Source organism: Paraburkholderia sp. J11-2, assembly GCF_905220185.1.
Lineage (GTDB): Bacteria > Pseudomonadota > Gammaproteobacteria > Burkholderiales > Burkholderiaceae > Paraburkholderia.
The window spans coordinates 20,242-33,425 of the sequence record NZ_CAJMYY010000052.1 but is presented as its reverse complement, the minus strand read 5'-3'; the positions used below and the strand labels follow the sequence as shown (position 1 = coordinate 33,425).

Below are 13,184 nucleotides of genomic sequence, written 5' to 3'. Positions count from 1 at the left end.
AGCATGGGCGTCTATGGCGATGAGGTCCTTAAACGCAAGAAGTCCGAGTGCGGATACCGCTCGCTTTCGACGGGTCCGATGGGATTCGGTAGCTCTTCTTGCGCAGACATGGCAATATTATTTTACATAATAAAAGGGATAAATTCTTAATCTGCACTCCTATGTTTCTGCGCTGAAGCAACGGTGGTTTCAGATCAATCGGATGGCGAAAACGGGCTTGACCTTGTTGACGCGTGACGGTGTCACCTTGATTTTCGTGCAAGTTTCCGGCTAGGGGACCCACGCCAGATGGCGCGTTGCGTTATTTCCCCAAATATTTTCTCTTAAAAATCAATCGGTTGCTATCTACCTATATGGGGTAGACGTACAGGAGAATTTTGGCTGTACGAGATTGACCAAACTTATATCAATCCTCGCCGGTGATTGCATTTCCGAACGTTCGTTTGGCATTTTGGTTACGCATGTGAGAAGCAGGCTCGACGCCAACACATTCCCTTCGACCAGCGATGGGAGAGGGAGGCCAGCGCATAGAGCGTGCGTCGCGCGGGCGAACCACGTATGACAGGAACTCGCCAATGACGACAAGGTACTTGTGGTCTTTCGTGCTGCGGAAGCCTGCATGTCGCCGAACTGGCATCGGATCAGGCGCATTACTTTATTAATTTCACAACTAGATCCAAACAAGGCTGCGCCTACAAACCAAATGCCATTCTCATCATGCTCAAGCGATCGGCTACGCGTCGTGCATAGCCCTTGGCGCCCCCGCTATAGCGAAATAACGCGCCCTCAAGGTTTCCACCTGACGACCTTATGTAGTCTCGCAGAATTGCAGACCCAATGCGGACGTTCGTGCGCGGGTCGGTCAAATCGGACGTGCGCAGGACACGGTCTCTGTGTTGGCTCGGAAGCACTTGCATGAGTCCCTTCGCGCCAACCACACTTACCGCAAATCTGTCGAAACTAGATTCGACTGCGATCACTGCGAGCAATAACAACGGCGAGATTGTGTAGTGCCTTGCCGCAGTTAGCACCGCGTGACCGATCCCCAAGGCGTCGTGCAATCCTATATGAAAACGAGAACTCACAACAGTTGCGATTTCCTCTGCCGTGGGTGCTTCCTCTAGCGGCAAGTCGACCGCTTCGGCCGACGTCGGCCACGTCGGCGCAACAGCGCCATAACACGGCCCCGTTAGCGAACAGAAAACCACAATCGCCGAGAGCACGATGTCGCGCAGCCGGCGAGCAGGAGTGTGCAACCACCCCATTGAAACTTCGCTCAGGTTCGTGAACACGGTCTATGTTCCTCAATATTCCGCGGTCACGAACGGTTCAAGCGGCCTTCCATGGAACGGCATGACGACGAATAGTAAAAACAACAAACTTAGAAATCGAGCGGAAACTGCAAAGTCGTCAAAGCAGACGTCCAAGCGCCTTGATCAATGCGAGCCGCACACGTTTCGTTCGCAACCAACTCGCGAGCGCTGACATATCGGTGGTGCGCTGCCATGAACCTGTACACGCCAGTGGATCTTTCACGTTTGATCCGTTCATCCAACTCTGCCATGGCCGGATCGCTCGAAATCTTCTCGATGCCAATCAAAATGCTCCTTCAATGTCAAAGAATCGTCGGCGTTACAGTATGCATACCTTACTAAAATCTACAGTCCGACGGTAGACGTTCCGGTTCAACCATGGCACGAACGTGTATTCGTCGTATGCATTGCTGCCCACATAAATCCAATTGCTGAGAATGCTGGACATTATCGTCTCCCACTCTTTCCACCACTAACGGCCACCACACCGGTTTTGCGACAAACGCCGCTTCATGCCGGCTCTCATGTACTGCGCTGCGAAGACGCCGGGTTGCCAACTCGTTCGCCTGCAGCACGTCGCCAGCAAGGGGAGGGCCGCGTACCGCATCGGCGCTCCCCCGTTCGCGCAAGGGCGACTCGACGTCGATCTTTGCGGGCAGTGTTCGCAACAGATCTGCAAGCTGGGCCTCTCGACCCGACCCTCCCGTCTGCATGCGGAAGAGCAGATATACTCAAAAACGTAAAACGTAGTACACAAAGACTAAGATAGGTACGTTTACCAAATAACGCAAGAAAAACTTTGGCGTCGTAGCTACTGCCTCACGCCCGAAAAGGCAGTCTGGATAGTTCAAGCTGCGCTAAGGTGCAGGAACTGCTTCCCGGGAACCGCCGTGGACCTGGCAGGCTGTCGCTCGCGCAAGCCTGAGAGAAGGCCGCGGATGCCTTCTTTTCCTGTTACCTGTTGTTTTTCTTCATGACCTAATTTAGGTGGCGTTTCCTAGGAAGATTCTGGAGGCGTATGCAACCACGACGCCGAACGACGTTTCAGGAGCTCCACGGTCGATGAAGCCACGCGAGGCATTCGCCGAGGAAGACGCTGTCTAGCCATTGACCTTGTGAGCGAGCGGTCACTAACCCGGCGCATCCTGATCTTGGCCCAGGATATAAAAAAGCTGGGACCCATCGCTGCCTGCTTCTTCGACTGCGCTGCGCACAAGACTGATGATCGCAACACCGATCCGTTCGCGAAGCGCGCACGGGCGCCCGGGCGGCCTGATAGGGCAGTTCTGGTTCGACGGGTTGCTCGCTGATCTAGGAGGGGTCGGGGCACGTTCGGTACTTCGTCATTGGCCGTAACCCCCGGAACACAGGGAATTCCCTGTCTTTTTTCTTTTTCTTATTTTTGTATTATGACCTAACTTTGGTAGCATTTTCTACGAAGGCGTCGCGGGAAGCGTTTGCAACCGGGTCGCCTGTTGACGACTCAGGAGTTCAGCAATGGATGAAGCCACACGCAAGGCCTTCGTGGAGGACGGCGCCGTTCTGGTCAAGGGCCTTCTCAGCGAGCAACAGTTGGTCCGGTGCCGACAGGTCTTCGACTGGGGTATAGAGAACCCCGGGCCCATGGCCTGCAGCCTCTTCGAAGGCACAGTGCACAAGACGCACAACGACAACGCCAATCCGTATGCGAAGGGGCGTCTGGACGAGCTCGCTGGCGAGCTGCCGTTCGGCCGACTGTTCGCGGATCTTTGGGGTTCAGACAACGTCTGGTATTTCGCCGAGGAACTGTTTCTCAAGAGTGGGGGTAGTAGCGGCCGCTCGCCTTGGCATCAGGACACGTCCTACCTGCCATGGAAGGGGAAGCACTTCGGCAATGCCTGGATCAGTTTCGAGGCGGTGCCCAAGCAAAATGCGCTCGAGGTCGTGCGTGGGTCGCATCAAGGCCCACGTCACGACGGCACGACCTTTCAAAATGCTGAAGATCCGACTGATCCCTTGCATGGCGGCGATGTCTGGCCTCGCTTGCCAAATATCGAAGTAGAGCGCCGCGCTAACCCGGGTGCCTACGACATCATTTCCTGGGCGACCGAGCCGGGTGACGTCTTGCTGTTGCATCCGGGCGTACTTCACGGTGGCGGCGCGGTGGATCCGGCGTTTCCGGATCGCCACACGCTCGTGCTGCGTTTTTTCGGCGACGACGCGGTTTTCAGCCCCCTTCCGCAACCGAGTATCTCGGGCTTCACACCGGCGGGGGTCTTGTTCGTTGCAGAACTCGCCGCGCTGAAAGACGGGGATCCGTTTCGCGCAACGTGTTTCCGTCAACTCGTCTGATCAAAGGAACTACCATCATGGCAATGCCCACTTCGCGGCAATCGATTATCCCGACGTCGTTCCAGGCGTTCTACGACGCCTATCACTTTTCGCCCGCGACTCGCGTGGGGGACACGATCTGGGTCTCCGGTCAGGTTGGCGTCGGCCCGGATATGAAAGCGGGCGAGGGCATGCAGGCGCAAGCCCGCATCGCCTTCGAGTCCCTGAAGCTTGTCCTCGAGACGGCGGGCGCGAGCCTATCCGACGTGGTGGAATTGACCACGTTTCACACTGACCTTCGCGGCGAGTTGGAGGACTTTTCGGAAGTCAAGGACGCGTACTTCCCGGCGCGCTATCCGTCGTGGACGGCAGTTGGCGTAACGCAACTGGCGCTTCCGGAGTTGTGCATCGAGATTCGGGCCGTGGCCGTGGCAGGGTGCGGCGGGGGCTGAGCGGGCTGGTCCGCCGATGTCGGGTTTGAATCAATCAATTTGTAGTGCGAACGAAAGTGGGATAGGACGGAGAGTCAAGATGAGAAAGCACACAATCGGAGCTGCTTCCGCCATCGCGGCCGCATTATTGCTCGTGGCCGGAGTGGCCGTTGCCGAGGACCTTACGCCTTCAGGCGCCGAGCGCGCGGCCAGCAAGGACGGGCTCGTGCCCGCGTTTGCCGGTAGGGAAGCTTCGCCCGCAGGATGGGAATGGGGCAAGGCTCGCGGCGACTTCTGGAAGTACAAGAATGAAAAGCCCCTGTACACGATCGACGCGTCGAACGTCGACAAATATGCCGACAAGCTCTCGCCGGGGCAGACCCAGCTCGTCAAGCAACTGAAGGGCTATCGCATGGATGTCTATCCGTCACATCGTGAATGCCAGTTGCCGGAATTCGCCGAGCAGAATTCGAAGGCAAACCTCACGACGGCGAAACTCGCTTCGGACGGCGAGACGGTGCAGGCTGCAGTGCTGCCGGGGGTCGCCTTCCCGCAGCCAAAAAACGGCGCCGAAGCGATTCTGAATTACGAAACGCGTTACCGCGGCGAAGGTATCGAGTGGTCACCGGTTGTTACCGCCATTTCCCCGCGCCCCGGCAGTAGTGACTGGATCGACGCAATCGGTCCGCAGGCGTTCTATTTCCCAGCGGGCAAGGAAGGCAAGACGTCGCCGCAGGACGTCGACCAGTTCAACCTGGGCGCCTACTTTTCGGTCGATTCGCCCGCTGCGCTGGCTGGTCAGGCATTCGTGCAACGCCAGTACTTCGACAAGGACTCGGAAACGTACTACTACTTTCCCGGCCAGCGTCGCGTGAGGCGTATGCCGGCCTATACGCACGATGCACCGCTGATAGGCTTCGAAAATCAATACCTGATCGACGAATCCAACATGTTCAATGGATCCATTGACCGGTTCAACTGGAAGCTCGTGGGCAAGCAGGAAATGATTGTTCCCTACGATGATTTCGGCATCTACACCTTCAAGGACAAGTTGCACGACGTCGCCACGCCCACCGGCATTTCGTCCGATCATCGTCGCTACGAGGTGCACCGCGTCTGGGTAGTCGAGGCAACGCTTAAGCCATCGGCGCGGCATGTCGCTTCGAAAAAGATCTTCTATCTGGACGAGGACAGCTGGCTCGCGCTCGTGGGCGAGGACTATGACGCGCAGGGCAAGCTCTGGAAGATGCGTGAGAGCTACCCTATACCGGTGTGGGAACTGGGTGGCGCGTGCGACAACGAGCCGATGGCGCAGTACGACCTCAACAACGGACGCTACGTTTTTGATGCATCCTCGATTGGCCAGGGCAAGGATATCCGCTGGTACCAGCAGGTCAATGATCCTCGCTTCAAGACAGATTTTTACTCGGCCGAATCCCTGCGATCGGTGAGCGAGCGCTGAAATCTGGCAAACCAAAAGGGGGGCAGCGCGCACCGTGGCGCGCGCCGGTTATGAAATTGGCGGCAGGGGAGAATCATGAAAGCGAAGACAATAGGAAGGACTGCTACAGTTTCACTGGCTATCGCCGGTGCGGCGGCAACGTCCAGTGCGTACGGCTACGAGTTTACGACCGGGATCAACGATCTCTCGGGTTCGTGGGTGACCAACCTCACGGCAGGCGGAGGCATCCGCACCAAAAACCCGAGCTGCTCGCTCACGGGCGACCCGAACGCGTTCGGCTGTGGAGCAGCGGCTAATGTGAACCAGTGGGGCGTTGGCGACAACGGCGACCTGAACTATCGCAAAGGTCAGCCTTTCAGCACCTACATCAGCGCGACCAGCGAACTGCTGATGAAGATGCCGAGCGAGGGACTCAAGTTCATGATCCGCGGCACCGGCATGTACGACTTTCTCGCCGGTGACACGAACAGAACCCCGCTTTCGAGCAGCGCATCGGCGCAGATTGTTTATGACGTGCAGTTGCTCGACCTGTGGGGGGAGAAGGATTTCACGATCGGTGGCAACGCCGCGCATGTTCGGCTCGGCAATCAGGTGATCAACTGGGGGGAAAGCATTTTCGCGATGGGTGGCGTGAACGCCACGAATTCGCTGGATGTCCAGAAGCTGCTGATTCCCGGCTCGCAACTCAAGCAGGCGCTCCTGCCCGCGCCGATGATCAGCTTCGCCGCCGATCTTTCTCATGGATTCAGTACTGAGGATTACTATCAGTTTCAGTGGAACGGCAACCGCTATCCGCCGGTGGGATCGTACTGGTCAGTGTCGAACAGCCTCGGCCGCGGTACGGAGCCCTATACGGTAAGCACCAACAACCTGAACGTAGCCGGACCGAGTGCGGGCACGATCGCCGGGCCTGCCAGCGGCAACCAGAACGCACTCAATGGCATCTACACCGGGCTCGTGAATGGCGATTTCGCCGGGCCGCCGAACAACGTCATCGGCCTCCCGGTCAACTGGGAGGCACCCTCGAAGTACAAGCCGCAGTTCGGCGTGAAATTCAACTATTCGCCGCGTTCTTTCGACGCGAACTTCGCGATCTATTACCTGAACTACACCGACAAGTCTCCGGTGCTTTCGTCACTGGCCAACGGGACACTTCAGTGGTCGTATCTGCAGAACCGTCAGCTCTTCGGCGCGAGCGCGAACTTCGGGCTCGGCCCCTGGGCGATCGGCACAGAACTTTCGTACCGGCCCCATGACGCCGTGGCGCTCTCCAGTTGTTATGGCGCCGGCGGGCCGCTCGACCTGAATACCAACGGCGTGACCGGCGTCGATTGCCAGCAGTGGGCCGACAAGAAGCGATTCCAGTACGACATCAACGGCATCCTCGCGCTCACACGCAGCGAATACCCGTTTCTCAAACTGATCGGCGCGGACGCTGCGGCGCTGACCTGGGAACTGACGTGGATCTACTACCCGGGTCTGAGCTCGAGCGGCGTCACGCGCACGGTTAGCGGGCAGACCGTCACACAGGTGCCGATGGCGGGATATTTCCCCTGGTTGAACAACAACTCGAGCCTGGGTTACCCCATCGCCATGGCGCAGGGCTCGTCGAGCTCGGTAGGGGCGACGGTCGATTTCAACTGGACCTATGACGGCACGCTAATTCACGGCTGGCAGGTAACGCCGGGCGTTACGTTTGCCGATGGCCTGTACGGCTACACCCCGACGCTGAGCGCGAACTACATGCAGGGGGCGAAGTCACTGAACCTCTACGTGCTGTTCAACCAGAACCCCACCGTATGGCAGGCCGGAATCAACTACACCCTGTTCTGGGGAGGGCACAACACGGTCGGACAGCCGTATGCGGACCGAAACTTCGTCGGGATGTTCGTCACCCGCAACTTCTGACGATGCCATGCCGTACGCCATTGAATCATCTGAAGGGATATTGCCGTGTTAAATCGCCTGGTAAAAACGCTGGAACGGTTCTTCTTCGGTCACCGTGCGGCGGTGCTCGTGAGCATCGGCCTGTTCACCGCCGTCATGGCCTTTTTCGCGGTGCAGCTGCGCATGGACGCGGGCTTCGAGAAGCAGATGCCGATCGGCCACGAGTACATCCAGACCTTCCAGAAGTACCGCTCCGACCTGCTCGGCGCCAACCGGATCACCGTGGTCGTGCGTGCACACAAGGGCTCGATCTGGACGAAGGAAGGGTTGACGCGACTGTACAAGGTGACCCAGGCGGTGACGTACCTGCCGAACGTAGACCGCATTGGCGTGCAGTCGCTGTGGACACCGAACGCCTACGTGAACGAGATCACCGAAGAGGGTTTCCGCGCAGAGCCGATCATCTCCGGCACGATCACACCTGACCAGCTCACGCCCGACGTTGTCGCGAAGGTTCGACGTGCGACGACGCTCGGCGGCTATATCGGCACGCTCGTTTCACACAACGAAGACAGCGCGATGATCACGGCCGAGCTCAACGAACGCGACCGTAACGGCAAGGTGCTCGATTACGTGGCGTTCAACCACCTGCTCGAAGCGCAGATCCGCAAGCCGTTCGAAGACGCGGGCTATGAAATCCAGATCATCGGCTTTGCCAAGCAGATTGGCGATATCGCCGATGGCGCAACGGCCGTGCTCGGATTCTGCGGCATTGCGCTGCTGCTCACGGCGCTCGCGGTGTACTGGTACTGCCATTCGGTGCGCTTCACCGTGCTGCTCATTTCATGCTCGCTGACATCGCTCGTCTGGCAGTTCGGCACGCTGAAGCTGCTGGGCTTCGGGCTGGACCCGCTCGCAGTGCTGGTGCCATTCCTCGTGTTCGCGATTGGTGTTTCGCACGGCGTGCAGCAGGTCAACTTCATCGTGCGCGAGATCGCGCACGGCAACAGCTCGTTCGATGCGGCGCGCCATAGCTTCAGCGGCCTGCTGATCCCGGGTGTGCTGGCGCTCGTAACGGCATTCGTATCGTTCATCACGCTGTTGCTCATTCCGATTCCAATGGTGCGCGAACTGGCCATCACTGCCTCGCTCGGTGTCGCCTACAAGATCGTGACGAACCTCGTGCTTCTGCCGGTTGCGGCGTCGTGCTTCAACTTCACGAAGCGCTATGCGGACAGCGCACTCGCGCGCAGCGAGCGGCGCTCAGCGTGGCTGCGCGGGCTCGCGCGCATCGCCCAGCCGCGCTACGCGGGCGTCACCGTGGCATTGACACTGATCGTGTTCGCACTCGCCGCGTGGCAAAGCCGCGACCGCGTGATCGGCACGCTGCAGCCGGGCGCGCCTGAACTGCGTGCGGGTGCGCGCTTCAACCGTGATGCTACGTCTATCGCGAGCAACTACGACATCGGCCTCGACTGGCTCACTGTCGCGATCGAGTCGGCGCAGAAGGGCTGCGACAACCCGGCAGTCGGTCTGTATGAGGACGACCTCACGAGCGCGATGCGCACCGAGCCAGGCGTGGTGTCGGCGCAGTCGTATTCGGCGATGCTGCGCCGCTACAACCAGGGTTACAACGAGGACTATCCGAAGATGAACGTCGTGCCGATTGACCCCGAAAACTACGGCGCGGTGTCGGTGGATGTAGGCCGGGTGAAGGGCTTCATGAAGGCGGATTGCAGCATGACGGGCGTGCATCTGTTCCTCACCGACCACAAGGCCACGACGATCAGCCGGATTCTGGACGACGTGAAGACGTATCGCGCTACGCATCCTTTCCCGGGCATTACGGTGCGTCTCGCAGCTGGCAATGCCGGGGTACTCGCCGCAACCAATGAGGAGGTGGCGGCGAGCGAGCTGCCGATGATGCTCTATGTCTACGCCGCCATCCTGATCCTCGTGTTTCTCGCCTACCGCGACTGGCGCGCGATGCTGGCGTGCTGCCTGCCGCTCTCGGTGGCGACCTTCATCGGCTACTGGTTCATGAAGGAACTGCAGATCGGCCTCACGGTAGCCACGCTGCCGGTGATGGTGCTGGCCGTGGGCATTGGCGTGGATTACGCGTTCTATATCTATAACCGGCTGCAGGTGCACCTGGCGAGTGGGCAGAACATCGTCAAGGCTGTGCAGCACGCGATGCTGGAAGTGGGCGTGGCGACGATATTCACCGCCATCACGCTGGCAATCGGCGTGGCGACGTGGAGCTTCTCGGCGCTGAAGTTTCAGGCCGACATGGGCAAGCTGCTGGCGTTCATGTTCCTGGTGAACCTGCTGATGGCGATGACGGCGCTGCCGGCACTCGCCTCGGTGCTCGAACGCTGGTTCCCGCGCCGCAAACCGGCGCGCGCGCCTGGACTCTTCAGTCACTAACATGGGAGACGCAGTCATGATCAAGATGCTTGTTGCCTGTGCTGCGCTGTGTGCGAGTGCGGCAGTCTGGGCCCTTCCACCAGGAACCGTTGCGGACTGGGCCGCTAAACCGGCGCATTCGTGGACCGCGCCAGCGCACATGATGTTGCTCGACGCCGCGCGTGCCGGTAAGCGCATCGTCTCCGTGGGCGAGCAGGGTGTGATCATCCTTTCGGATAACAACGGCAATACTTGGCGCCAGGCGAGCCATGTGCCAGTTTCGGCCACGCTCTCTGCCGTCACCTTCACGGACGCGCAGCACGGCTGGGCCGTGGGCCAGTGGGGCGTGATTCTTGCGACCGACGACGGCGGTGAGACGTGGCAGAAACAGCGCATGGACATCTCGGTCGACCAGCCGCTGTTCTCGGTGATCTTCACGAACGCACAGGACGGGATTGCAGTGGGCCTGTGGTCGCTGATGCTCGCGACGCACGACGGTGGCAGGACGTGGACGAAGGTGATGGTACCGAAGCCGCCAGGCGCTGGCCGAGCGGACCGCAACCTGTACCACATCTTTGCCGATCAGAAGGGCACGCTCTATATCGATTCGGAACAGGGCATGGTGCTCAGGTCCACGGATGGCGGAGCGAACTGGAGCTATCTGGCGACGGGCGGCAAGGGCACGCTGTGGACGGGCGTGGCGTTGCCTGACGGCCGGATCGTCGTTGGTGGCCTGCTCGGCAGTCTGTTCGAAAGCCGCGATGGCGGGGCGACGTGGGCGGCACTGAACGCGGGCACGAAGAGTTCGATCACCGATCTTGTAGCGACCCGAAACGGACTCGTGGGCGTCGGACTCGATGGCCTTGTGTTCCGGCAACGCGAGGGCGGCACGTCGTTCGAGGTTCAGCAGCGCGACGATCGTGCGACGCTCACCGCCGCATTGATCGATGGCACCGGCAAACCCGTGCTGTTTTCGCAGGGCGGGGTGCTGACGGCCCGTTGAGAAACGGTCGTCGCTGCCGTGTTAAATCGTTCTCCTTAAGAGCGGGCAAGAAAAAGGGAGAAGCAATGATACTGAATTGGGCATCAAGGATGGATCGGAAACGTAAGCCGGACGCACAGACCCGGCGCCAGCTTCTACGCATTACAGCGATGGGCGCGGCGTCACTGGCGACCGGCGGCATGTCGCTGGCACAGGCCGCCGCAACGACCGCAACGAAGCCACCGAACGGCGACATTCTGGACGTCGCAATCATTGGTGCGGGTCTTGCTGGATTGACCGCGGGTCGTGACCTCAAACTGGGTGGATGCGATTCGTTCGTCGTGCTCGAGGCACGCAACCGCGTCGGTGGACGCACGTATAACCATGACCTCGGACACGGGGTTGTTTCCGAAGCGGGAGGTCAATGGATCGGTCCCGGCCAGACGGCGATTTTCGATCTGGCACGTCAACTTGAGATCGATACGTTTCCGAGCTGGTATGCGGGGAAGACCATCGTGATGGCGCAGGGTGCTACGGTGGCACAGGATTTTCACGGCGGTACGGGCGGTGACGACGCGATCGGCAACCGGCTTGCCGAACTCTCGCGCGGCGTGCCGTCCGGCGCGCCGTGGAAGGCCGCGCATCTGGCGGAGCTGGACAAACTCTCTTACGGCGATTGGCTCCTGCAGCAGGGCGTGAAATACGAGGACGGATACTTCCTCGCGCTAGCCGCGAAGCTGACCACGGGCGGTGCGCCAGCACAACTGGGTCTGCTGCACTACCTATCGATGATCAACAGTGCAAGCTGCAACTACACGCAACTCGAAGCGTTTAAGGGCGGCGCGCAGGAAACGCGCATCGTCGGCGGCTCACAGCGTCTGAGTATCAAGATGGCCGAGCAACTCGGCGACAAGGTCAGGCTGTCCTCGCCAGTGCGCAAGATTGCCGGCTGGGACCGCGATGTTGTGGAGGTGCATACCGATCTGGGCGTGGTCAAGGCGCGCCGCGTGGTCGTTGCGATGAATCCTGCCCTGTGCAATCAGGTGGTTTTCGATCCGCCGTTACCCGGTGGGCGGGCGCAGCTCCAGCAGAACTGGCCCACAAGTGCCCCCATGCGCAAGACGGTACACGTCTACGACAAACCGTTCTGGCGCGACGCGGGCTACTGCGGAACGATCTTCCAGGTCGGCGGCCCGGTCTTCATGGCATACGACAACTCGCCGCCCGATGCTTCTCTCGGTGTGATCGCGGCATTCGTTGCGCCGGGGATGTTGCCCAATGATCCCAACATGGCCGAAAAAACGCTTTCGGCCACGTTTGCGAAGGCATTCGGCGACCGCGCGCTGCATCCGGCGCAATTCCACGACTACGACTGGGGCCGGGTCGATCCTTGGACCCTGCATTGCATCAATCCCATGCCACCGGGCTTCTGGTCGAAGTGGGGCAAGTATCTGCATCCCGAAGTGGGCCGCCTGATCTGGTCAGGGACCGAAACGGCCGACATCTGGGCTGGCGCGATGGACGGCGCCGTGCGTTCGGGTCACCGTGCAGCCTTGCAGGCGCTGGCCGGTTTCACTCAACGCGGCGAGGTGGCGTGAATGAAACGGGCATGGATCGTAAGTGCAGTCGTTTTGCTGGCAGGCGTCGTGGGTGTGGGAGCGCTCTACGGGCGCGAATACCTCGACGGCATGCATTTCGAAAAATCGATGAGCGAAGTCGAAAAGACGGAAGTCGCCAATGGAGGCCCGTGGCCGCAGCCGCAGGAGACCTGTGTCTTCTGTCACGGTGCGCACGGCCAGTCCGTCAACGCCTGGTATCCGGCGCTGTCCGGACAACCCGAGGCTTATCTTGCTGCCCAGTTGCACGCGTTTGCCAGCGGGCAGCGATCCAACCCCTACATGGGTGCGATCGCGAGGGAGCTGACAGACGAGCAGATCAAGTCGCTGGCTGCTTATTTCGCGCGGCAGACGCCGTCCCAAAGCGAAGCGGTGCACGCCCAGACGGCGCTCGAAAAGCAGGGCATGGCGCTCGTCTCGGCGAAAAGCTGCCAGGCCTGCCACGGGGCGTCGTTGCTGGGCAGGGGGCCGGTGCCGCGTCTGGCGGGCCAGGGCGAAGCCTATCTCGCGAAGCAGCTTGCTGCCTTCAAGACGGGCGAGCGTCATGACCCAAGCGGCGCAATGAACGGGATGGCGACCACCCTGTCGGGCGAAGACATCCACGCGGTGGCCGCTTATCTTGCTGGCCTGATGCCGGGCGGCAGCGCCGCAGGCCCGCAATAGCCGACGTGGCTTAACGGGCGGGAGCAGTGGAGAGGCAGGGAAATACCCTGTCTTTTTTAGTCACTCAAAATTTGTAATATGACCTATGTTGTGTATTGTGTTCTAGCAATTTGA

Annotated in this window: 9 protein-coding genes; 8 read left to right on the top strand and 1 reads right to left on the bottom strand. The window is 59.9% G+C overall.

Annotated elements, in window-relative coordinates; translation table 11 throughout:
- Positions 1-692 precede the first annotated feature (692 nt).
- Positions 693-1,265 (bottom strand): lytic transglycosylase domain-containing protein, encoded by a 573-nt coding sequence (locus U5A57_RS41790; protein ID WP_415766232.1) that lies wholly within the window; start codon positions 1,263-1,265, stop codon positions 693-695.
- Positions 1,266-2,810: 1,545 nt separating this feature from the next.
- On the opposite strand from U5A57_RS41790, the gene U5A57_RS39935 reads away from it, so the two are divergent.
- The 8 genes from U5A57_RS39935 (at position 2,811) to U5A57_RS39900 (ending at position 13,070) form a co-directional block, all read left to right on the top strand.
- The gene (locus U5A57_RS39935; RefSeq protein WP_321917690.1) at positions 2,811-3,644 is read left to right on the top strand and encodes a phytanoyl-CoA dioxygenase family protein; all 834 of its coding nucleotides are present in this window, start codon (positions 2,811-2,813) and stop codon (positions 3,642-3,644) included.
- A 17-nt stretch (positions 3,645-3,661) separates the two neighbouring features.
- Complete coding sequence (locus U5A57_RS39930; protein ID WP_321917688.1) at positions 3,662-4,075, top strand: RidA family protein; 414 nt, start codon at positions 3,662-3,664, stop codon at positions 4,073-4,075.
- A 79-nt stretch (positions 4,076-4,154) separates the two neighbouring features.
- Positions 4,155-5,516 (top strand): DUF1329 domain-containing protein, encoded by a 1,362-nt coding sequence (locus U5A57_RS39925; protein ID WP_321917686.1) that lies wholly within the window; start codon positions 4,155-4,157, stop codon positions 5,514-5,516.
- A 75-nt stretch (positions 5,517-5,591) separates the two neighbouring features.
- Positions 5,592-7,424, top strand: a complete 1,833-nt coding sequence (locus U5A57_RS39920; RefSeq protein ID WP_321917684.1) for a DUF1302 domain-containing protein — start codon at positions 5,592-5,594, stop codon at positions 7,422-7,424.
- Between the two features lie 45 nt (positions 7,425-7,469).
- Positions 7,470-9,830, top strand: a complete 2,361-nt coding sequence (locus tag U5A57_RS39915; protein WP_321917682.1) for an efflux RND transporter permease subunit — start codon at positions 7,470-7,472, stop codon at positions 9,828-9,830.
- A gap of 16 nt (positions 9,831-9,846) precedes the next feature.
- The gene (locus tag U5A57_RS39910; RefSeq protein ID WP_321917680.1) at positions 9,847-10,812 is read left to right on the top strand and encodes a WD40/YVTN/BNR-like repeat-containing protein; all 966 of its coding nucleotides are present in this window, start codon (positions 9,847-9,849) and stop codon (positions 10,810-10,812) included.
- A gap of 89 nt (positions 10,813-10,901) precedes the next feature.
- Positions 10,902-12,389, top strand: coding sequence for a flavin monoamine oxidase family protein (locus tag U5A57_RS39905; RefSeq protein ID WP_321917697.1), 1,488 nt, complete (start codon positions 10,902-10,904; stop codon positions 12,387-12,389).
- Complete coding sequence (locus tag U5A57_RS39900; protein WP_321917678.1) at positions 12,390-13,070, top strand: c-type cytochrome; 681 nt, start codon at positions 12,390-12,392, stop codon at positions 13,068-13,070.
- The last annotated feature ends 114 nt before the right edge of the window (positions 13,071-13,184 follow it).

What these genes read in the sequence shown, in the direction of transcription:
- U5A57_RS41790 (WP_415766232.1), bottom strand. Translation starts at nt 1,265, where the DNA reads ATGGGGTGGTTGCACACTCCTGCTCGCCGGCTGCGCGACATCGTGCTC.
- U5A57_RS39935 (WP_321917690.1), top strand. Translation starts at nt 2,811, where the DNA reads ATGGATGAAGCCACACGCAAGGCCTTCGTGGAGGACGGCGCCGTTCTG.
- U5A57_RS39930 (WP_321917688.1), top strand. Translation starts at nt 3,662, where the DNA reads ATGGCAATGCCCACTTCGCGGCAATCGATTATCCCGACGTCGTTCCAG.
- U5A57_RS39925 (WP_321917686.1), top strand. Translation starts at nt 4,155, where the DNA reads ATGAGAAAGCACACAATCGGAGCTGCTTCCGCCATCGCGGCCGCATTA.
- U5A57_RS39920 (WP_321917684.1), top strand. Translation starts at nt 5,592, where the DNA reads ATGAAAGCGAAGACAATAGGAAGGACTGCTACAGTTTCACTGGCTATC.
- U5A57_RS39910 (WP_321917680.1), top strand. Translation starts at nt 9,847, where the DNA reads ATGATCAAGATGCTTGTTGCCTGTGCTGCGCTGTGTGCGAGTGCGGCA.
- U5A57_RS39905 (WP_321917697.1), top strand. Translation starts at nt 10,902, where the DNA reads ATGGATCGGAAACGTAAGCCGGACGCACAGACCCGGCGCCAGCTTCTA.
- U5A57_RS39900 (WP_321917678.1), top strand. Translation starts at nt 12,390, where the DNA reads ATGAAACGGGCATGGATCGTAAGTGCAGTCGTTTTGCTGGCAGGCGTC.